This is a genomic window from Novosphingobium sp. ERW19 (genome assembly GCF_012641315.1).
GTDB lineage: Bacteria > Pseudomonadota > Alphaproteobacteria > Sphingomonadales > Sphingomonadaceae > Novosphingobium.
In genome coordinates this window covers 447,258-467,612 of sequence record NZ_JABAIC010000001.1, presented here as the reverse complement: position 1 = coordinate 467,612, position 20,355 = coordinate 447,258, and the positions used below count along the sequence as shown (strand labels likewise).

General features: G+C 66.5%; 24 protein-coding genes. 14 read left to right on the top strand and 10 right to left on the bottom strand.

Going from position 1 to position 20,355, the window contains the following annotated elements; genetic code table 11:
* Positions 1–2: 2 nt before the first annotated feature.
* From flgF to flgB, 5 genes are read right to left on the bottom strand one after another with little or no spacing between them, the layout of a single operon-like run.
* On the bottom strand, positions 3–755 hold the full coding sequence (gene flgF / locus HGI46_RS02405; protein ID WP_168902931.1) for a flagellar basal body rod protein FlgF: 753 nt from the start codon (positions 753–755) through the stop codon (positions 3–5).
* Positions 756–783: 28 nt separating this feature from the next.
* Entirely contained in the window at positions 784–1,611 is an 828-nt protein-coding gene (locus HGI46_RS02400) for a flagellar hook-basal body complex protein (protein WP_118072375.1), read from the bottom strand.
* Between the two features lie 18 nt (positions 1,612–1,629).
* On the bottom strand, positions 1,630–1,971 hold the full coding sequence (locus HGI46_RS02395) for a flagellar hook capping FlgD N-terminal domain-containing protein (RefSeq protein WP_118072374.1): 342 nt from the start codon (positions 1,969–1,971) through the stop codon (positions 1,630–1,632).
* Positions 1,971–2,381, bottom strand: coding sequence for a flagellar basal body rod protein FlgC (gene flgC, locus HGI46_RS02390; protein ID WP_118072373.1), 411 nt, complete (start codon positions 2,379–2,381; stop codon positions 1,971–1,973). The genes HGI46_RS02395 and flgC overlap by 1 nt, the downstream gene beginning before the upstream one ends.
* 3 nt (positions 2,382–2,384) lie before the next feature.
* Positions 2,385–2,732 (bottom strand): flagellar basal body rod protein FlgB, encoded by a 348-nt coding sequence (gene flgB / locus HGI46_RS02385; protein WP_062345831.1) that lies wholly within the window; start codon positions 2,730–2,732, stop codon positions 2,385–2,387.
* 217 nt (positions 2,733–2,949) lie between these two features.
* On the opposite strand from flgB, the gene HGI46_RS02380 reads away from it, so the two are divergent.
* The 11 genes from HGI46_RS02380 to HGI46_RS02330 all read left to right on the top strand — a co-directional run bounded on the left by HGI46_RS02380 (position 2,950) and on the right by HGI46_RS02330 (position 11,853).
* Positions 2,950–3,651 (top strand): MotA/TolQ/ExbB proton channel family protein, encoded by a 702-nt coding sequence (locus HGI46_RS02380; protein WP_168902930.1) that lies wholly within the window; start codon positions 2,950–2,952, stop codon positions 3,649–3,651.
* Positions 3,648–4,106, top strand: a complete 459-nt coding sequence (locus HGI46_RS02375) for a hypothetical protein (RefSeq protein WP_168902929.1) — start codon at positions 3,648–3,650, stop codon at positions 4,104–4,106. Before HGI46_RS02380 ends, HGI46_RS02375 begins: the two co-directional genes overlap by 4 nt.
* A 27-nt stretch (positions 4,107–4,133) precedes the next feature.
* Positions 4,134–4,643 (top strand): flagella basal body P-ring formation protein FlgA, encoded by a 510-nt coding sequence (locus HGI46_RS02370; RefSeq protein WP_168902928.1) that lies wholly within the window; start codon positions 4,134–4,136, stop codon positions 4,641–4,643.
* A gap of 108 nt (positions 4,644–4,751) precedes the next feature.
* Entirely contained in the window at positions 4,752–5,051 is a 300-nt protein-coding gene (flgM, locus tag HGI46_RS02365; RefSeq protein ID WP_118072370.1) for a flagellar biosynthesis anti-sigma factor FlgM, read from the top strand.
* Positions 5,051–5,398: a flagellar protein FlgN gene (locus tag HGI46_RS02360; RefSeq protein WP_118072369.1), complete on the top strand. Its 348-nt coding sequence runs from the start codon at positions 5,051–5,053 to the stop codon at positions 5,396–5,398. The genes flgM and HGI46_RS02360 overlap by 1 nt, the downstream gene beginning before the upstream one ends.
* 71 nt (positions 5,399–5,469) lie before the next feature.
* Positions 5,470–6,378, top strand: a complete 909-nt coding sequence (locus HGI46_RS02355) for a lytic transglycosylase domain-containing protein (RefSeq protein WP_346766660.1) — start codon at positions 5,470–5,472, stop codon at positions 6,376–6,378.
* A 3-nt stretch (positions 6,379–6,381) separates the two neighbouring features.
* The gene (locus HGI46_RS02350; RefSeq protein WP_168902927.1) at positions 6,382–8,490 is read left to right on the top strand and encodes a flagellar biosynthesis protein FlhA; all 2,109 of its coding nucleotides are present in this window, start codon (positions 6,382–6,384) and stop codon (positions 8,488–8,490) included.
* On the top strand, positions 8,487–9,221 hold the full coding sequence (locus HGI46_RS02345; RefSeq protein ID WP_118072367.1) for a sigma-70 family RNA polymerase sigma factor: 735 nt from the start codon (positions 8,487–8,489) through the stop codon (positions 9,219–9,221). The genes HGI46_RS02350 and HGI46_RS02345 overlap by 4 nt, the downstream gene beginning before the upstream one ends.
* Positions 9,222–9,288: 67 nt before the next feature.
* Positions 9,289–10,269 carry a nitronate monooxygenase family protein gene (locus HGI46_RS02340; RefSeq protein ID WP_118072366.1) on the top strand — a complete coding sequence of 327 codons (981 nt, stop codon included), beginning with the start codon at positions 9,289–9,291 and terminating at the stop codon, positions 10,267–10,269.
* Positions 10,266–11,048, top strand: a complete 783-nt coding sequence (locus HGI46_RS02335) for an SDR family oxidoreductase (protein WP_168902926.1) — start codon at positions 10,266–10,268, stop codon at positions 11,046–11,048. Before HGI46_RS02340 ends, HGI46_RS02335 begins: the two co-directional genes overlap by 4 nt.
* 10 nt (positions 11,049–11,058) lie before the next feature.
* Positions 11,059–11,853, top strand: a complete 795-nt coding sequence (locus tag HGI46_RS02330; RefSeq protein WP_168902925.1) for an SDR family oxidoreductase — start codon at positions 11,059–11,061, stop codon at positions 11,851–11,853.
* Positions 11,854–11,902: 49 nt separating this feature from the next.
* On the opposite strand, the gene HGI46_RS02325 is transcribed toward HGI46_RS02330, so the two are convergent.
* The 3 genes from HGI46_RS02325 to HGI46_RS02315 all read right to left on the bottom strand — a co-directional run bounded on the left by HGI46_RS02325 (position 11,903) and on the right by HGI46_RS02315 (position 15,076).
* Positions 11,903–12,586, bottom strand: a complete 684-nt coding sequence (locus HGI46_RS02325; RefSeq protein WP_206065479.1) for a L,D-transpeptidase family protein — start codon at positions 12,584–12,586, stop codon at positions 11,903–11,905.
* A 113-nt stretch (positions 12,587–12,699) separates the two neighbouring features.
* On the bottom strand, positions 12,700–13,911 hold the full coding sequence (locus HGI46_RS02320) for a DUF418 domain-containing protein (RefSeq protein ID WP_206065478.1): 1,212 nt from the start codon (positions 13,909–13,911) through the stop codon (positions 12,700–12,702).
* A 4-nt stretch (positions 13,912–13,915) separates the two neighbouring features.
* Complete coding sequence (locus tag HGI46_RS02315; RefSeq protein WP_168902924.1) at positions 13,916–15,076, bottom strand: SPOR domain-containing protein; 1,161 nt, start codon at positions 15,074–15,076, stop codon at positions 13,916–13,918.
* A gap of 337 nt (positions 15,077–15,413) precedes the next feature.
* On the opposite strand from HGI46_RS02315, the gene HGI46_RS02310 reads away from it, so the two are divergent.
* From HGI46_RS02310 to HGI46_RS02300, 3 genes are read left to right on the top strand one after another with little or no spacing between them, the layout of a single operon-like run.
* Positions 15,414–16,139, top strand: a complete 726-nt coding sequence (locus tag HGI46_RS02310; protein WP_062345813.1) for a ParA family protein — start codon at positions 15,414–15,416, stop codon at positions 16,137–16,139.
* Between the two features lie 13 nt (positions 16,140–16,152).
* On the top strand, positions 16,153–16,677 hold the full coding sequence (locus tag HGI46_RS02305) for a hypothetical protein (RefSeq protein WP_118072364.1): 525 nt from the start codon (positions 16,153–16,155) through the stop codon (positions 16,675–16,677).
* A gap of 20 nt (positions 16,678–16,697) precedes the next feature.
* Positions 16,698–18,008 carry an SPOR domain-containing protein gene (locus HGI46_RS02300; protein ID WP_206065477.1) on the top strand — a complete coding sequence of 437 codons (1,311 nt, stop codon included), beginning with the start codon at positions 16,698–16,700 and terminating at the stop codon, positions 18,006–18,008.
* A gap of 68 nt (positions 18,009–18,076) precedes the next feature.
* On the opposite strand, the gene HGI46_RS02295 is transcribed toward HGI46_RS02300, so the two are convergent.
* Both HGI46_RS02295 and HGI46_RS02290 read right to left on the bottom strand, forming a co-directional pair.
* Positions 18,077–19,306, bottom strand: coding sequence for a dihydroorotase (locus HGI46_RS02295; RefSeq protein WP_168902922.1), 1,230 nt, complete (start codon positions 19,304–19,306; stop codon positions 18,077–18,079).
* Entirely contained in the window at positions 19,303–20,328 is a 1,026-nt protein-coding gene (locus HGI46_RS02290) for an aspartate carbamoyltransferase catalytic subunit (RefSeq protein ID WP_168902921.1), read from the bottom strand. The genes HGI46_RS02295 and HGI46_RS02290 overlap by 4 nt, the downstream gene beginning before the upstream one ends.
* Positions 20,329–20,355: the final 27 nt, after the last annotated feature.

The following is a 20,355-nucleotide window of genomic DNA, read 5'->3' as shown; positions in this document are numbered from 1 at the left end:
GATCAGGAAATGCGCATGAGGGAGGCGCTGGATTCGTCGACTTCCTTGGCCTGAGCGACGACTTTGGTGCGCATGTCGAACAGGCGCTGGGCTTCGACCATCTCGACAAGCACGCGGGTGGGATCGACGTTGGACTGTTCGAGGCTGCCGACCATCAGCCTGGCCTCTTCGTCTTGCGGCAGGATGCCAGGCTGGCCGTTCTGGCCGGGGACACGGAACAGGCCGTCGAGTCCCTTCTCGATCCGGCTGCCGGTGGTCGAGGCGATCTTGATGCGCCCGACCAGCTGGGGCGGCTGGTCGGGCGTCTCGGGATTGGCGACGGAAACGCCGCCATCGGGGGAAATCGTGACCTTCGAGCCGAGCGGAACGGTGATCGGGCCGTTCTCGCCGATGACCGGGCGCCCGTCGCCGTTCTCCAGCACGCCGCCTGCACTCACCGCCAGATCCCCGCGGCGCGAATAGGCTTCGCTGCCATCTTCCGCCTGCAGGGCGAGCATCGTGTCGCCGGTCAGCGCGACGTCCAGCGGCTTGCCGGTGGCGATCAGCGTGCCCTGCGCCATCGACGATCCGCGCACTTCGCCTTCGGTCATCGCCCGCGCTTCAAGGCTGGGGCCTTTCAGCGTCATCGGCGTGGCCGTGAGCATCTCGGCGCGAAAGCCGATCGTCTGCGCATTCGCCATGTTGCTGGCGATCACGCGCTGGCGCACGGTCGATCCGGTCATGCCGGAGTAGGCGGTATAGATCAGGCGGTCCATGGATCAGGCTCCGGTCAGGTCAGGTGGATCAGGTCTGCAGCTGGATGACGGTCTGCGAGATCTGCGTTGCCGTATCGATCGCCTTGGCATTCGCCTGGAAATTGCGCTGCGCGGTGATCAGGCTGACCAGTTCCTCGGCAATGTCGACGTTCGAGCGCTCGAGCGCGCCCGAGAGCAGCGAGCCGTACTGGCCGGTGCTTGGCTGGCCGAATGTCGGGGCGCCCGAGATGCCGGTCGTCACCCAGTTGGAAGAGCCGACCTGCTTCAACCCTTGGGGTGCGATGAAGCTGGCAAGAGCGACCTTGCCGATAATCACGTTGGAGCCGTCGGCGTAGGAGGCGGTTACTGCGCCATCATCGCCCAGGGTAATCCCGGCGAACTCGATCGGGTTGCCGTTGGCATCGGTGCCATTGGTGGCGGGGATCAGCGCGTCGGCGGGCGTGGTCGAGGTAATAGTGCCCGCAGCATCGGTCGGGAAGACCTGCAGTCGGTTGCCGGAACCGTCGGAGATGTATCCTGCCCCATCGACAGTCAGGCTGCCATTGCGGGTAAACAGGGTCTGACCGGTCACGACGTTCTTGGTGGTGAAGAAGCCATCGCCGTTGATCGCAACGTCGAGAGCCGATCCGGTCTGCTCGATCGGGCCAAGCGCGAAGTTCTGGTTGATCGATTCCACCGCCGCGCCGATGCCGACGACCAGCTTGGGGTTGGTAAAGGCGCTGCCGACGACGATGTCGGCAAACTCGGTGCGGCTCTTCTTGAAGCCAGTGGTCTCGGCATTGGCGATGTTATGGCTGATCACGCCAAGATCGGTCTGCGCGTTCTTGAGGCCGTTGAGCGAAGTGTAGAAGGACATGCGCGTCTCCTGCGGAACTTAAGCTTGCGAGGTGGTGGTGGGCTGGCTGGCGAGCAGCTTGGCAACGGTGCTGTTCAGCGTGTCGAGCTTGGTCGAGATCGCCGCGAGCGTGTCGGCCTGCTTGCCCGTTCCGCTCAGCGAATCCTTGATGTCGTTGAGGTTCGACAGCGACGAGAACTGCGCCAGCTGCGCCAGCATCTGCGTGTTGTCGACCGGTTCGGTCGGGTCCTGGTTCTGCAGCTGCGTGGTCAGCAGCTTTACGAAGTCCTCGGCGCCCATCGCGCCCCAGCCTTGACCAGCTTTGGCCGAAGCGGTGGCGCCGTTGACGCCGGTGGTGGCAGTTACGGAAGCGATCGACATTATTTCATCCTCATCGTTTCAAGCATGAGCTGCTTGGCTGTCTGCATCGCCTCGACCACGTTCTGGTACTGGCGCGAGCTTTCGAGCATCTCGACCATCTCGGCGTTCTCATCGACCGGGGCGGTCCAGACATCGCCATTGGCATCGGCGAGCGGATGGCCCGGATCGTGCTGGCGAATGGGGGTGGCGTCGGAGCGCTGGACGGCGGCAACGCGCACGGTCGAAAGGCCATTGGCCTGATCGAGCTGTTCGGCAAAGACCGGGCGCAACGGGCGATAGGCCTCCTGCTCGGTCGTGGTCACGGTTCCGGCGTTGGCAAGGTTCGATGCCGCCGCGTTCATCCGCACGAGCTGCGCCGACATCGCCCGACCGGTGACCTGAAACAGGGTGAGGGGATTGTTGCCGGCCATGGCTTATTCCCCCTTGATCGCGCGGGTGATCGTCTCGACTCGGCCCTTGAGGAAGTTGAGCGTGGCCGAATACCCCACCGCGTTTTCGGCAAAGGCGGTCTGTTCCGTCGCCATCTCCACCGTATTGCCATCGAGGCTGGGCATCACCGGCACGCGGAAGCGCGTGGCCGAGGCGATGGCCTTGTCCTCGCTCATGCCTGCGGTGCGGGCCTTGAGCGCTGCGGCAAAGTCGATGTCCTTAGCCTTGAAGCCGGGCGTTGCGGCATTGGCGATGTTCGAGGTCAGCAGGCCCATGCGTTGCGAACGCAGTTCCAGCGCCGCGCCGTGAATGCCGAAAAGGGAGTTGCTCATGGGTCTTGCCTTCACTGGCTGTCGAAACTCTGCCGGTGTTTCAGCAAAGGGTGTGCCAATTGCCGGAATGCCCCGGAAACCCGTGCCTTTCGGGATATCGGCAGGCGATGACCGGCAAGGGCTTGCCGGATGGCGGCAGAATCGCGCCCGTCGCGCTGCAACAGACTGAAATTCCAGAACTCGCGGCCGTTCTGTGGTGACAGGAGACGTTCCGCTCATGCCACCTGCCTTTCTTTTCGACGGACTGTCCTTGTCGATCGTCCTTGCCGGAACCGCGCTTGCCACCGTGCTGCGCTCGGGCCGGCACGAGCTGACGGTCACCGCCCGGGCCATCGCCGGCCTGTTTGCAAAGCGCTTCTCTGCGGTTCAGGCCAAGGCTGATCTGGCCGCGCAGGTTTCGGCAATCCGCAGCGACGGTCTGCTGCGTGCCAGGACCAGCGCGATCGGCGACCGCGAGTTCGACGACGTAACCGACGTGCTCATCCGTTCGCGTTCGCTCGATGCCCTGATCGAACGACACCACGACCATCGCCGCAAAAGGATCACGGCAGCCAACGCGGCTGTCCGCACGCTGGCCCAGGCCGCAGAACTGGGGCCGGTGTTCGGCATGGTCGGCACGCTGGTCTCGCTCAGCCGCCTGCCCGCGACCGGGCTTGAACAGGGTACGCTCAGCGGAGCGATCTCGATGGCCGTGCTGACGACGCTTTATGGCCTGCTGCTGGCCAATCTCGTGCTTGCGCCGCTTGCCCGTGCGGTGGAGCGCCGCTCCCTGGACGAGGAACGCCAACGGCAGGAGGTGATCGACTGGCTCTCCGGCCAGATCGAACCGGCCCTGCCGGTTGCAACTCACGCCGCCCAGAACACCGGGCATCACTCTGGGCATCACATTGCGCATCATCGCGCCAGGCTGGAGCCATGATCGTCCGCGCCGGAACCGGCTGGCAATACGCGCTGGCCGATTTGTCTCTGATCCTGTTCCTCGCCACGGCTTCAGCGCTGTCGCAGACCGGCGGCAATGCCAAGGCCGCACCGCCCGCGGTGCCTTTGCCACCGATCGCTGCCGCAACGGAAAGCGAACCGGTGGCGGTATGGAGCATCGGTAGTGGCGCGCCACCCTTGCGCACATGGCTCGGCCAGGTCGGGCAGGACCCGCGCCTCGAAGTTCGGGTGATCGTGCGCTATGTCGGCGATACCCGTCTCGCCGCGCTGGCCCAGGCGGTGCAGCTGGCCGAAGCTGGCGGCCCGCGCGCCAGGGATGCCCGCATCCTTGTCGAACCGGGGGATCGCGCCGGTGCCAGCGTTGCGCTCGTCTACAGCAGCGAGACGGCCGCTGCGGCCAAACCAACCCAGTCTGGCACGATGATTGCTCAATAGCGGCATACCCTCAGCTGGATGCCGCTTATGACCACGACCCGCCTTCTCGCCGCAGCCCTTGTTGTCACTGCTGTCGCGGTACCGCTGCAAGCGCAGTCCTCGCCGTTCCATGATCTTGTTGCGATCGATCGCGCGGTCACTGCCTTCACCGGCGCCGCAATCGGTGAGCCGGGCGGTGCCACGCTGCCGGTTGACCGCCGTCTGCGCCTTGCCGCTTGCCGCTCGCCCTTGTCGCTCGATTGGCAGGGCAGCCGGCAGGATACCGTGCTCGTCCAGTGCCCCGATGCCGGCGGCTGGCGGCTCTTCGTCGCCACGTCCGGCAATACCCGGCAAGGCCCTGCCGCCCCACCGGCAATCGCGCGTGGGGAAGCGGTGACGATCAGCGTTGCGGGTGATGGCTTCTCGGTCGCGCAGTCGGGCGAGGCGATGGATTCCGGGGCCCTGGGCGCGTGGATTCGCGTGCGCACCGGCGCCCGCGCCACCCCGATCCGTGCCCGCATCGAACGGCCGGGGCTGGTCATCGTCCCCGTCGATTGATCGCCGCGCAGCCGTTTTTTAACAAACCGGCAAAATTTTTCCGCTCCCGCCCTTAAGAGATCGGCAAGACCACCGTTCTTGCCTGTATCAAACGCTAGGAGCGGAACCATGTCACCTATTGAAATCGGTGCATCGCGCCCGGTTGGGCCGGTGCAGGTCAGTACGCCCAAGTCCTCTAAGGCTGCAGTAGCGACCCCGGTCGTCGACAACGCGCCCGTTGCCGAAGCCAGCGCAGCTGCACAGGTCGAGCGCTCTGCCGCGCTCGATGCAGGGCAGGCTGCGCCGGTCGATGCCGAGCGGGTAAAGGACATCCGTCACGCCATCGAGACCGGCAAGTACCCCATCATCCCCGCCAAGATCGCCGACGCCATGATCGCGGCCGGCATGCTGCTGAGGACTGCACAGTAATGGCCACCTCTACCGTCGCTCGCCCATCGGACCTTCGCGAGACGCTTCGGCAGATGCTTGCCGTCCTGCAGCAGGAGCGGCATGCACTTGCCGGGCTCGATCTCGACATGATCATGGGCTGTGCATCGAGCAAGGCGGACCTGTGCGGCACGCTCGCCGATGTCGATCAGGCCTTGGTGGACGAGGAATGCCGCGGCCTGCTCGATGCCGCGCGCCGCCAGAACGAGGCCAATCGCAAGGTCCGCAACCTGATTGCGGCCAATGTCGCAGCCCGTCTCGACGCGCTTTCGGGTTCGGCTCCGCTCTACCGCGCAGGCCCTCAGGTCCACCGCCTTCGCACGGCGTGATGCCAAGTTGGCACGCCCCTTGCTGAACACCTTCCGACACGCCGCCAACCCGCGGCCGGAAGGACAGTTCAGTGAGTTCAGCCGAGACCTTTGCCTTGCCCGGATCCCCGGCCGCCGTCAGCGGAACCGGGGCCAGCGTGCGCGGGGCGATTGCCGGGGCCGCGCAGGCTACGGGCACCGACTTTGCCTATCTCATGGCACAGGCCAAGCTGGAGTCGAGCCTCGATCCGTCCGCCCGCTCGCGCACATCGAGTGCTTCGGGGCTGTACCAGTTCACCACCGGAACCTGGCTGCGCACGCTCGAAAAGCATGGCGCAGAGCACGGCCTCGCCTGGGCCAGTGACATGATCCGCAGCGGCGCGGCGAGCGATCCTGCGGCCCGTGCCCAATTGCTCGCGCTGCGCTTCGATCCGCAAGTTGCCGCCACGATGGCCGGCGAGTTGGCGGGCGACAATGGCGATTACCTGAGCGGAGTGCTCGGCCGCCAGCCTGACCATGCCGAGCTTTACCTTGCCCATTTCTTCGGAGCCGAAGGGGCAGGGCGCTTCCTGACCGCCCTGGGCAACGATCCCTCGCAATCTGCCGCGGCGCTGTTGCCGTCAGCTGCGGCTGCCAATCGTTCCACCTTCTACGACCGCTCCGGATCGCCACGCTCGGTCAGCGACGTCATGTCGCTCATCCGCAACCGCATGGCAGCAGCCAGCGAGGGCGCTACTGGCGACGAGGCCCTGCAGTGGGCCGCCAGTATGGGGGCCGCCAGCATGGGCGCCACCCCCGCCGCTTCCCCTGCGCCTCAATTCACCGGCGGGCCCATCGCCCGCGAATTCCAGAGCGCGGCGGCAAGCAGCGGCAATCCCGTGCCGGTGGCAGCCAGCTCGATGGCCGATACGCTCAGGCAGGCCTTTGCCCTCGGCGATGGCGCATCGGCGCCTGCGCATGTCCGGCAGGCATATGGCCGTCTTTCGGCAATGGGGCTCTAGGCCATGCTGAAGCGCTTCGGCTCCCCCGCCGCGATGGCCCTGCCTGCCGGCATCCTGATGCTGATCGTGCTGATGGTCGTGCCGATTCCGGCCGTCCTGCTCGATGTGTTCTTCGTGCTGAACATGGCGCTTTCGGTCGCCATCCTGATGGCGGCGATGAATGCGGAAAAGCCGCTCGATTTCTCGGCGTTTCCCTCCGTCCTGCTGTTTGCCACGCTGCTGCGTCTGGCACTCAACGTCGCTTCAACCCGCATCGTGCTGGTCAACGGCCACGAAGGCGGCGCGGCAGCGGGCCATGTGATCGAAGCCTTCGGTGCGTTCCTGATCGGCGGCAACTTCGCAGTCGGCCTATTCGTGTTCATGATCCTGATGATCATCAACATGGTCGTCGTCACCAAGGGCGCGGGCCGCGTCTCGGAAGTGTCCGCGCGCTTCACCCTTGATGCCTTGCCGGGCAAGCAGATGGCGATCGACTCCGATCTCGCCGCCGGCCTGCTCACGGCCGACGAAGCCAAGGCCCGCCGCCGCGAAGTCGCGACCGAGGCCGACTTCTACGGCTCGATGGACGGTTCGTCCAAGTTCGTGAAGGGCGATGCCATCGCCGCCCTGCTGATTCTGGGCGTCAACATCATCGCCGGTTTCTGCCTTGGCATGATCAGCCACGGACTGACGGCATCGCAGGCGGCAGAGTTCTACATCACGCTGGCCATCGGCGATGCGCTGGTGGCGCAGGTCCCCTCGCTCCTGCTGTCGATCGCCGCTGCCGTGATCGTCACCCGCGTGTCCGACAGCCGCGACCTGACCGGCCAGATCGGCGGCCAGTTCGCCAACCCTGCCATCTGGCTTCCCGTTGCCGTGATCATGGGCGCGATAGGTGCGATTCCGGCGATGCCGCAGATCGTGTTCCTGCCTGCCGCCGCGCTTGCCGGTTGGCTGTGGTGGGCGCTCAAGAAGCGCGCCGACCGTCCCGCCCCGGTGGAAGTCATTGCGCCCGAGCCGATTGATCCGAACCGCATCACGCTCGATGAGGTCAGCGACCACACCCTTGTCACCATCGAGATGGGCTATGGCCTGATCCATCTGGTCGACGAGCGGCGTGGCTCGCCGCTGGTCGCCAGGCTTACCGGCGTGCGCAAGCAGCTCAGCCAGGCCTTCGGCTTCATCGTTCCCCAGTTCCGCGTGCGGGATTCACTGGAACTTGGCGCCAATGCCTACCGTATCCTGCTGGGCGGCGTGCCCGTCGGCATTGCCGACATGCGCCCCGAAAAGATCCTCGCCATCGACGCGGGCGACGCCAGTCCCGACCATGGCTTGCGTGGCGAAGCCACCCGCGATCCCAGCTTCGGCTGCCCCGCCATCTGGATCGACCCGGCACAGCGCGATCTGGCCATCGCCGAGGGCTTCCTTACCGTCGATGCCAGCACCGTCGTTGCCACCCACCTCAACCAGGTTCTGGGCGACCGGCCATCAGCGCTGCTCGGTCCCGACGAGGTCAAGGCCATTCTCGAAGGCGTCAAGGAGCGCGCCGCAGGCCTTGTCGAGACGATCCACCCGCAGCCGATGTCGCTGGGTGCGCTTACCCGCCTGTTCCACGCCTTGCTCGACGATGGCATTTCCATCGCCCACCCGCTGCCGATCCTCTCGGCCTTGAGCGAAGCGCTGCAGCAGACGAACGACCACGACCGTCTGGTGGACCTGCTGCGCGCCGACCTTGGCGCCATGATTGTCGGCCGCATCTGCGGCCCGGACGAGTGCCTGCCTGTCGTCACGCTCGAAGCCGGGCTCGAACAGATGATCGTTGGCGGAATGCACGATCCCGCCACCGGCCAGCCCGTGATCGAGCCCGATCTCGCGCGCGGCATCGGCGAGCGCATCTCCACCCTGATTGCCGAGCGCGGGCCTGCCGCGCCGTCCATTGCCCTGATCGTCCAGCCCCGCGCCCGCCGCCCGCTCGCCGCGCTGTTGCGCCTGCGTGCGCCAGGGTGCCTGGTCATGTCGATTTCAGAACTGCCGCCTTCGCAGCCGATCGAGGTCATCTCCGTGATCGGAGGCGAGGCGCCGCCGCAACCTGCCCGTCCAGAGCTGCCAATTCCTGAGGGACTTGCCGCATGAAACACGACCACCGCGGTTTTGCCGCCGCCCGCGCCTATGCGCAGAACGAGGCCGCCGACCGTATCCGCCGCTTCCTGCCACTGGTGAAGCGCCTTGCCTGGCACGTCCACGGCTCGGGCCGCGCCGGGATCGAGATCGAGGACCTCATCCAGGCCGGCCTCGTGGCGTTGACAGAATGCGCCCAGCGGCACGACGGCCCGACCGAAGACGGCTTCGCCGCCTACGCCAAGTTGCGCGTGCGTGGGGCCATGGTCGACCTCGTTCGCCGCTCCACCCCGCTCTCCCGTTCAGCAACCGAACGCCGCCGCCTCCTGCGCGAGAGAACCACCGCGCTGACCAACGATCTCGGCCGTCCGCCCAACGACGCCGAACTAGCCGCCGCCATGGGCCTGACCGAACGTGAGCTGGCCGACCAGAAGGCCGCGGATGAGCCTTTGCGTTTCGAAACGATCGACGATGCCTATTCCGACAGCAATGCCGCCTTTGCCGACGATCGCCCGGATGCCTTCGCCATGCTCGCGGACGACGAGATGCGCGGTGCAGTAGCCTCGGCGATCGCCGACCTGCCCGAACGGCTGCAAATGATCATCCAGCTCTACTTTGTCGAGGAGCTGAACCTTGCCGAAATCGCCGAAGTCCTCGGCGTCAGCATCCCGCGTGTGCACCAGCTGAAGGCGCAGGCGCTCGACAAGCTGCGCGCCTCGCTTGGCGAGGGCTACGATATTCTCTGACCCCGCTTGCCAACCGCCCTGAGTCAGTTTAACCGATCAGTTAAACGCAGCTTTGGGAGAGGCAGGAATGGCGATCAGGACACGCATTACCGAGATGCTCGGGATCGAGCATCCGATCGTGCAGGGCGGCATGATGAACGTGGGCTATGCCGAACTGGCAGCCGCGGTCTCCAACGCCGGCGGCCTCGGCATCATCACCGCGCTGACCCAGCCAACGCCTGAAGCCCTGCGTGATGAGATCGAGCGCACCAAGGGCATGACCGCGAAGCCCTTCGGCGTGAACATGACGATCTTCCCGACCGTCAATTCGCCCGACTACAAGGCCTATGCCCAGGCGATCATCGACGGGGGCGTGAAGATCGTCGAGACGGCGGGCACGCAGGCGGTCCGCGAGATCTGGGAGATGCTCAAGCCCCATGGTGTGACCATACTCCACAAGTGCACCGCCGTGCGCCACGCGCTTTCGGCCGAGCGCGCCGGCTGCGACATCATCTCGATCGACGGTTTCGAATGCGCCGGGCACCCCGGAGAGGACGACATCCCCGGCCTCATCCTGATCCCGGCAGCGGCTGACAAGGTGAAGATCCCGATGCTCGCCTCGGGCGGCTTCGGCGATGGGCGCGGCCTTGTTGCGGCGCTTTCGCTCGGGGCGGAGGGCATCAACATGGGCACGCGCTTCTGCGCCACAGTCGAGGCACCGATCCACGACAACGTCAAGCAGGCCTATATCAACAACGATGAGCGCGGCAGCTTCCTGATCTTCCGCAACTTCAAGAACACCGCCCGCGTCGGCCGCAGCGAAGTGTCCGAGGAAGTCGTCCGCCGCCTGTCGCAGCCGGACGCGAAGTTCGAGGACGTTCAGGAGCTGGTCAACGGTCGCGCAGGCAAGCAATTGCTCGAAACCGGCGACCTGACCAAGGGCGTGTTCTGGGCCGGCATGGTGCAGGGCCTGATCCATGACATCCCGACCTGCCAGCAGCTGATCGACCGCATCATCGGCGACGCTGAAAGCATCATCCGTGGGCGCCTCGAAGGCATGCTGGCATGAAGATCGACGGATCGATCAGCGCAGTCGTCACCGGCGGCGCCTCCGGTCTCGGTCGCGCGACAGCCGAAGCTCTGGCAGCGGCGGGTGTGAAGGTCGCGATCTTCGACGTCAACGAGGAGCAGGGCGAGGCCGTCGCACAGGCCATCGGTGGCCTGTTCTGCAAGGTCGACATCACCTCGGAGGACTCGGTCGTCGCAGGCTTCGCCACGGCCCGGGCGGCCCACGGGCAGGAGCGGGTCTGCGTCCACTGCGCGATGACTCATCGCAAGGGCAAGACTGTCAGCCGCAACCGCGAGACCGGCGAGTTCACAAGGCTCTCCACCGAGGACTACGAATACGCCGCGCAAGGCATCCTGATCGCCAGCTACCGGGTCGCCTCCCTCTCGGCATTGGGCATGGCCAGCCTCGATCCGCTGGAAGACGGCGAGCGGGGCACGATCATTCTTACCGCCTCGGTCGCGGCGCAGGATGCGCAGGTGGGGCAGGTTGCCTATGGTTCGCTCAAGGCCGGGGTCAACGGCCTCGTCCTGCCAATGGCGCGCGACCTGATGGACCTCGGCATCCGCGTCAACGCCATCATGCCCGGCATCTTCGGCACGCCGCTGCTCGGCCGCCTGCCCGACAAGGTGCTCGACAGCCTCAACGCCTCGGTCCCGTTCCCCAAGCGCCTCGGCAAGCCCGAGGAGTTCGCCAGTCTTGCCATGGAACTGGTCCGCAACAGCTATTTCAACGGCCAGGCGATCCGTCTCGACGGCGCGATCCGCATGGCCCCCCGGTGAGGATTTCCGCATGACCCAGTCCCCCTTCCGTGACGATGTTCTTGCCGGCAAGACCGCATTCATTGCCGGCGGCACCAGTGGCATCAACCTCGGCATTGCCAAGCGCTTTGCCGAACTCGGCGCCCGCGTGGCAGTGCTCGGCCGCAATCCTGAAAAGGCCGCCAATGCTGCCGCCGAGATCGGCCATGACGCGGTATGGCGCGCGGCTGACGTGCGCGATTACGGCGCGATCTGCGAGGCGATGAAGTCCGTGCGCGATGAAATCGGCGCGCTCGATATCGTCATCTCGGGCGCGGCGGGAAACTTCCTTGCGCCTGTCCTCGGCATGTCGGCCAATGCCTTCAAGACCGTGGTCGACATTGACCTCCTCGGCACGTTCAACGTGTTCCGCGGTTGCCACGAACTGCTGGGCCCCGGCGCCTCGCTGATCGCCATAACCGCGGGGCAGGCGGAACAGGCCATGGCGATGCAGGCCCACGCCTGCGCGGCCAAGGCCGGGATCAACCAGCTTGTCCGCACGCTGGCGATCGAATGGGGGCCGGACGTGCGCGTCAACGGGATCTCGCCGGGGCCAATCGCCGACACCGAAGGCATGGCCCGCCTCGCGCCGGACGAGACCACCCGGCAGGCACACTATGCCCGCATCCCGATGAAGCGCTGGGGCACGGCCTACGAAATCGGCGAAGCGGCAGTGTTCCTCTCGACCCCTGCCGCCAGCTACGTCACCGGCGCGATCCTCGATGTCGACGGGGGCAGCTCGGTCGGCGACGCCTCTCGCACCAGCACGAGCAAGGGCCTGGCCTGATCATTCCTCTCCCCTCCCGCAAGCGGGAGGGGGCGGGGGTGGGCCTGCCTCAGCCCGCGTGCTCACCCGCCAGGATCGGGTCGCCCACCTGCATCGTCTTGCCATCGGTGACGATCACCTTGTCGCCGAGCGAGGCGATGCGGAACAGCTTTTCGGCGAAGGCATCGGGCACGCCGATGCAGCCGTTGGTGGCATAGCCCTTTTCCACCTTGCTGCCGTGGATCGATACACCGTCGTTGGTCAGCCGCATCATCCACGGCATCGGCGCATCGTAGATGTTTGAGACGTGGTCGGCATCCTTCTGGGTGATCGGGAAAATGCCGGTCGGCGTCGGCTTCTCGCCATACCCCTTGAGGATCGCCGCCGCGCCGATCTCGTGGCCATCACGGAATACCGAGATGACCCGCGCGGTCAGGTCTACCGTTACCACCAGCTTGCCCGATGCCGGTGCGCGGGTCTCGTCCCAGTAGAACTTGCCGAAGCGAATCGGCTCGTTGATCGGGAGGATCGACTTGACCACGAACGGCCCGTCTACCGGCTTCTGCGCCACGGCGGGAACCGGCTTGGGCGGGGGTACCATGGCAGGCGCGGCTTCTGCGGCGCCGCTGCCAAATGCGACTTGCGCGATGTCCTGCCCAGCGTGGAAGGCGAGCAGCGAAGCGGCGCCCGTGGCGATCACGCCCAATGGCATTCGCACCCAGCGCTTCGTCCACCAACCCGATTGCCCAGCCATTCGCGCCACTCCTTTCCCGTTAAAGAATAGGCATTAACGCATCGGCTTGCGAGTCCCGATCCCACCGCGTCCCGCCTCGGGACGGCGGGCATCTGGCAGGTTATCAATCGTGGTTAACGTGCGGGAAGTGCCAGTCGCCGCCACAGCCGCTCGAGCGGTCCCTGCCCAAAGCGCCGCAGCCACCACTGCGGCCAGAGGAGCATCGCCGCCCATCCCAGCAGCACGAACGCCGGAAGCCAGACGCGCGGCAGTTCCGGCCCAAGGCCAAGGCCCCAGCCAGAGAAAATCGCCGTCATCAGCACGGTCGTGCCAAGATAGTTGCTGAACGCACAGCGCCCCGCCGCCGCCAGCGCCTTGCCGATCCGCCACTGCCGCACGGTCGGGAAGATCAGCACCAGCAAGGCGGCATAGCCCAGCGCCATCAGCAGGTGCGGCAGGGCCATGCCGTCCTCGATTGCCAGGAACATCGCCTGCGGTGGCCAGCCGTGCCCTTCCAGCCAGCGCACCGCCAGAACGGTCGGCACCCCACCGATCACGATGCCCGACCCGGCCAGCATCGCCAGCCGCCGGCGCGTCCAGCCCATGAAGAACCTGCCGCGCACCATCGCCATGCCCAACAGCATCAGCGGCACCGTTTCGGTAAAGGTGGAAAGCGTCGTGGTCAGCGGTTGCAGCGGCGCGTTCGACAGTTTCAGCCAGATCGCCTCGAGGAACCCCGCGTTCAGGACCGCAATGTCCCTTGCCACCGATGCGGCAATTCGGCCCATCATCGCGGCATGTCCGGCAGCATCGGCCTGTGACGCCGTGCCCCCCAGCACCGCCTGTTCGGCCAGCACGCCGGGCAGGGCGGTCAGCGCTTCGATAACGTGAACCAGCACGTAGAAGGGCAGGGCGATCAACGCCAATTGCCGCGGCTCCAGCCGGCGCAGCAGCAGCGCGGCCATTCCGCACAGCGCGTAGAGAAACAGGATGTCGCCCCACCACAGCAGCGCGAAGTGCAGGTAGCCGAACAGTGCGAGCCACAGCAATCGCCGGACTTGTGCAGCGTCAGGGTCCAGACCCTTGCGCTCGGCAGCTTGTGCAAACAGCACCATGCTGGCGCCGAACAGCATGCTGAACAGCGCCCGCATCTTGCCCTCGAACACCACGAAGGCAAAGGCAAACCAGCCGTACGCGGCAGGCTGGGCATGAGGAATCGCAGGCGAGAAGGTTGCGAGCGAAGGCCCCCAGAACCCGGTGACATTGATCGCCAGAATGCCCAGCACGGCCACGCCGCGCAGGAAATCTATCGCCTCTATGCGGGTAGGGGGTATATCCTCGGCCAAGCCATCAGGGCTTTACCACCAGGCAAGTGAAGCCGCCAGCCTTGAGCGCGCCGCAAGCCTTGTCTGCATCGGCCGGTCCGGCAAACCCCCCGGCAAGCAGGCGCGTGACCGAGCCGGACGGAAGGTCGATGCGGCCATGGCCTGCCAGTTCAGGCCGTCCCTTGACCTTGCTCCACAGCCCATCCGCGTTGGCCTTGACGCCGAATGCGCCCAGCTGGACGCGCCAGTTGCCTTTGGCCTGGGGGGCAGGGGGAACAGGAGCAGAGGCAGCAGGCTTCGGCGCCTTGGCGGCGACCGGCTTTGCCGCCGGAAGTTCCGCCATATGCACCGCACCCGATGATGCTTTGGCTGCGACCGGCTTTGCTGCTGGGGCATTGCTGCCGACCACGCGCTTGGGGGCGGGCATAGGCACTGGATTGGCAAAGTCAGCGCCTGCAGTGATGACCGATGGAGGCACGTCTGCCTTCTCCAGCGAGCCCGTCGGGACGCTCGAACGGACCGGGGCGGTCGGCATGGCCTTGGCACCCAGATCGGCCGCTGCGAACTGCTCGGACCGCTTGGCCTGTGCCTTCTGCTCAAGATCCGCCGCCAGCGATACGCCAAGTTGGCGTTGTTCCAGCGGGATCATGTTGTCCATCATCGCCAGCGCCCGCGTCGCCTGTTCGAGGCCGCTCGACGAGGCGCGACTGGTCAGCGCATAGGCGCGAACCCAGTCCTTGCCCACCGTATCGCCGTTGAAGTGCGCAATGCCCAGGATGTACATTGCGCGCGGTTCGCCGCGTTCGGCTGATGCCTGCAGGAATGGCGCGGCCTCGGCCTTGCGATTGTCCTGGAACAGCAACAGCCCCAGCGTGTCGGACGCCTTGATATGGCCCTGTTCGGCGGCCTTGCGATACCATGCTTCGGCCCGCTTCAGGTCCTGCGGCACGCCTTTGCCCAGCTTGTAGGCCTGCCCCATGTTGAACTGCGCATCGGCATCGCCCCTGGCAGCAGGGCCAAGCCATTCCTTGACCGCCGCTTCATGCTCCCCGCGCGACCATGCCTCGACGCCCGCCTTGGTGTCGGCCAGTGCCGGAGCGGCGGCAAGCGCCATCGCCGCAGTGGCGGCAAGCGCCATCGCCGCAGCGGTGATCGCCAGACTGGAAATGCGCTCGAAGTTTCTCATGGTCGCCAAAGTCCGTCCCGGTGGAATGCCAGTGAAAAGTCACATCGTGATCGTTACTGCAACCCGCAGCCGCCCTGTTCGGGTCTGTGCCCGGTTGCGATCCCGGCCTTGCTGCGCGGGCGGTATAGTCAACGAGGCGTTAGCGAAGTCTTAGCGACGGTCTGTGGCCCAAAAAGCGCGTAAGCCGCGACGTTCTTCATGCCAGCTCCGCAGTCGGCCGTCTCCGGAATGGAACCGACGTTAACCGAAATTTCAGTCCGATCTGCGAATCCGGACGCGAAGAGAACGTGGCGTGCGCCTGCATCATTGCGAGGTGCGACTATCAGGGGATTTGGCTTTGCGCGTACTGGCATTGGCATCGCAGAAAGGCGGATCGGGCAAGACCACGCTGTCCGGTCACCTCGCCGTCCAGGCCCAGCGCGCTGGAGCAGGGCCGGTCGTGCTGATCGACATTGACCCGCAAGGCTCCCTTTCCGACTGGTGGAACGAGCGCGAGGCCGAATTTCCGGCCTTTGCCCAGACAACTGTCGCCCGCCTTGCTTCCGACCTCGTGATCCTGCGCCAGCAGGGCTTCAAGCTCGCGGTCATCGATACGCCGCCGGCCATCACCATGGCGATCCAGTCGGTGATCTCGGTTGCGGAACTGATCGTCGTGCCCACCCGCCCGAGCCCGCATGACCTGCGCGCCGTGGGTGCCACGGTGGACTTGTGCGACCGTGCGGGCAAGCCGCTGATCTTCGTGGTCAACGCTGCCACGCCCAAGGCGCGCATCACTTCGGAAGCTGCCGTGGCGCTTTCGCAGCACGGCACCGTGGCCCCGGTCACGCTGCACCACCGCACCGATTTTGCCGCCTCGATGATCGATGGCCGCACGGTCATGGAATGCGATCCCGGCGGCAAGTCGGCGGCAGAAGTCGCTGCCTTGTGGACCTACATTTCCGAGCGGCTCGAAAAGAACTTCCGCCGCACCGTCTTTGCCGTGCCGCAGCAGGCCGCCGCGATCCCGATGGCCGGCGCGCCGCGCCCGATGGGTGGCTTCGGCCGCCGCGTCGTCGGTTCCTGAGGAGGCGCGGCCCATGAGCGCTTCCAAGCCTCTCGCCTCGCTTTCGCCCAGCCTGCTCGCCCGCAAGGGCGCTGCCCGTCCGGCCATGCGCCCGCAACTGGCCATCAGCTACGAAGAGCAGAGCCAGTTCGTCTCGCAGGACGACCTGGGCTGGAACGACCTTGGTGAAGACATCGCCGAGATCGCCGCCCCGGCCCAGATGGAGCAGCCGGTTGTCGTCCAGCAGATCGAGTCGCTGGCCGAGAAGGTTGCCGCCTTCGCAAAGCCCGCCCAGCCCGGCGAATTTGCGTCGGTGGCGTCGGTCAAGATTGCGCGCAGCCGTGTGAAGGGCGGCAAGCCGGTCCGCTCCGCGCTGCAGGAAGGCCGCAAGGCAGCCTTCACTTTGCGCCTCGACAACTACCGCCATATGCGCCTGCGCCTGGCCTGCACGCTCGAAGATCGCAGCGCGCAGGAACTGGTGACCGAGGCGCTCGACCGCTTTCTCGCCGAACTTCCCGGGCTTGAAGACCTCGCCCGCCGCGCCGTGACGCGCAACTGACGCCTGAGGGGACCATGGACATGATCACCGCCTTCGCACCCAATCGCGCCGCTCGACTGGTGATGTCCACCGCGCTGGCCGCCGGCGTCCTTACCGGCTGCGCCAGCGGCGGCGCTCACCCCGACAAGTACGCATCGTCGGCCCAGACCGCGCTGGCCAAGGGCACCACGACGGCCGCGATCGACAATGCCGAAAAGGCCGTGCTGGCCGATCCGCGCAACGCCGCCTACCGCGTGCTGCTCGGCAATGCCTACCTCAAGGCGGGCCGCTTCGAATCCGCGCGCCAGGCCTATGACGACTCTATGGAACTCGGCGAAGACTCGAGCCGCACCGCGCTCAGCCTGGCGCTCGCCGACATCGCGCTCGGCCGCCATGCCGAAGCGATCGACACCCTGAACTCCTATCGCGACAGCCTTGCCGCTTCGGACTACGGCCTCGCGCTGGCGCTTGCCGGGCAGCCGCAGCAGGGCGCACAGATCCTCGCCCAGGCCCTGCGCGGTGGTGAGAACACGCCCAAGGTCCGCCAGAACCTCGCGCTTGCTTATGCGCTGTCCGGCCAGTGGCGCGAAGCCCGCACCATGGCCGCGCAGGACGTGCCGGCCAGCGAGCTTGGCGATCGCATGGAACAGTGGGCGCTGATGGGCTATTCCGAACGCACCCGCGATCGCGTCGCAGGTCTGCTCGGCGTGCCGCTGCGGGGTGACACCGGCCAGCCGCAGGCGCTGGCACTGGCGAACTTCCCGGCGACGGAACAACAGGCCGCAGAAGCTGCCACCCGCGCGGAGCCAGAAGCCGCCGCCGCCGCACCGGCGCTCGCGGAAGCTGCGGTCAAGGAATTGCCCGCGACCGTGCCTGAGGCACCAGCACCGTCGCTTGCCGATTCCTCGTCGCAATCGCAGCAGACACAGCTTGCCCTGATTGATCTGCCCGCCTCGCAACCGGCTGCTGCACAGGCCTACGTTCGCCCCGCAACCGTTCCGGCGCGCAAGGCGCCAGTCGCCGCAAGGCCCGTCGCGACTCCTGCAAGGGCTGGCACTCATCTCGTCCAGCTCGGCTCGTTCGCAACGCCCGAGGGCGCGCGCCGCGCCTGGCGCCATTACACCGCGCGCAACCCTGAACTGAAGGGCTTCACCAACGTGACCACGAAGGTCTCGGTCAATGGCAAGCAGTTCTGGCGCGTGCAGGCTGCCGGCTTTGGCGGACAGGCATCGGCCAGCAGCATGTGCGGATCGGTCAAGTCGCGCGGCGGCGTGTGCCTGGTTCTGCGCGGCAATGCGCCAGCCATGCCCGGTCAGCAGCGCCCGGCCGAAAGCCGTATGGCCAAGCGCTGAACTTCGAAAGTTACCGTGTGAGAGCGGGCGGGGGGCGCGGGACCAAAGGGTTCCGCGCCCTTCTCGCGTCAGCTGACCTGCTTGCCGCCCTTGAACAGCGCAGTCACGCGGCCCTCGACCGGACGGCGGTCGAACGGGGTATTGCCCGCCGCAGCTGCCATCTTGTCGGAATTGACGATCCACGGACGCGCGGCATCGACCACCGCGATATCCGCTTCCATGCCGGTTTCGAGCCGCCCGGCCTCCACGCCCAGCAGCCGCGCCGGATTGGCGCAGAGCAGTTCGAACGCGCGCGCCATGGTGATCACGCCATCGCGGACCAGCGTCAGCGTCAGCGGCAGCAGCGTTTCGGCCCCGGCCATGCCCGGTTCGGCATCGGCAAAGGGCAGGCGCTTGTCTTCCGGGCCGCGCGGATCGTGGCCTGACGAGATCACGTCGATCGTGCCATCGCCAATCGCCGCGATCACCGCCTTGCGATCCGCGTCCTGCCGCAGCGGCGGCGACATCCGGCAGAACGTGCGAAAGCCGACCAGTTCGAGGTCCGACAGGATGAAGTGCGCAGGCGTCACGCCCGCCGTCACCTTCACGCCACGCGCCTTGGCCGCCCGCACCAGATCGAGCGCCCGCGCCGTCGTCACCTGCCGGAAATGGACGTGCGCGCCCGATAGCTCGGCCAGCGCGATGTCGCGCGCCACGGCCAGCGCCTCGGCCTCGGCAGGCGCGCTCGGCAGGCCCAGCCGCGTTGCCACGTCGCCCGCCGTCGCCACCGCGCTGCCGGTGATCCCTGCGTCCTCGGCATGAGTCACGACCACCAGCCCGAGCATCGCGCAATAGCGCAGCAGCCGCAGCATCACGCCCGAATCCGCGATCCAGCCGCGCCCCGTCGCCACCGCCTTGGCCCCGGCATCGCGCATCAGGGCGAGTTCTGCGAGTTCGCTGCCCTCGAGCCCGCGCGTCGCTGCGGCCAGCGGGTGAACCCACATGTCCGGCTTGCCCGACTGCGCGGCAAAGCGCACCCGCGCCGGATGGTCGAGCACCGGCCCCTGATCCGGCATCAGCGCCGCCCGGGTGATCCCGCCGAAGTGGAACGCGGGCTTGTCGATAGCAAAGACGCCAAGGTCGACCAGACCCGGCGCGATCAGCTTGCCGCCTGCGTCAAAAACCTCGTCGCCATCCTGCGGCGTGACATCGCCGACAGCCACGATCCGCCCGCCTTCGCAGCGCAGCGCACCCGCAACCGGCTCGCCAGAGGCCAGCACCAGCTTCCCGCCAGTGATCGTCAGAGGTTGTGCGATCATGCCGGAACTCCTTCCGCTTCCCAGCCCGGCACGCCGCGTGCCCTGCGGGTCAGCACTTCGAGGCAGGCCATGCGGATCGCCACGCCCATCTCCACCTGCCGCGTGATCAGGCTGCGCGTGGGGTGGTCAGCCACGGTCGAATCGATCTCTACGCCGCGGTTCATCGGCCCCGGGTGCATCACGAAGGCATCGGGCTCGGCCTTGGCCAGCCGCTCTGGCGTCAACCCGTAGAGGTGCCGGTATTCGCGCGGCGAGGGGATGAACTGGCCGGACATGCGCTCCTGCTGCAGGCGCAGCATCATCACGATGTTGGCGCCCTTCAATGCCGCGTCGAAATCATGGAATGGCGTCACGCCCATCGCCTCGATCTCGGCAGGCATCAGCGCTGGCGGCGCGCAGACCCGCACGTCGGCGCCGAGCGCCGTCAGGCTGAGGATGTTCGATCGCGCCACGCGGCTGTGCAGGATGTCCCCGCAGATCGTCACCTTCAGACCGTTGAGGTCCGATCCCACCGGCAGCCCCAGCGCATGGCGCATGGTCAGCGCATCCAACAGGGCCTGCGTCGGATGCTCGTGCTGCCCGTCGCCCGCATTCAGCACCGGACAATCCACCTTCTCCGCGATGAGCCGCACCGCGCCCGAGCTGGCATGGCGGATCACGATGGCATCGGCGCGCATCGCATTCAGCGTCATCGCCGTGTCGATCAGCGTCTCGCCCTTCTTCACACTGCTGGTGGCGGCGTGCATGTTGACCACGTCCGCGCCCAGGCGCTTGCCGGCGATCTCGAAGCTCAGCAGCGTGCGCGTCGAGTTCTCGAAGAAGGCGTTGATGATCGTCAGACCATTGAGCAGATCGGTTTTCTTCTTCGGCTGCCGGTTCAGCTCCACCCATTGCTCCGCCTCGTCGAGGAGGTAGAGTATCTCGTGGCGCGCAAGCTGGCCGATGCCGGTCAGGTCACGGTGCGGGAAGGCGAGGCCGCCCGTTGGATAGCGGCCCGCTTGGGGGTGGGTTGAGCTTTGCATTAAAGCCAGTTCCCTAGAGGGCAGGCC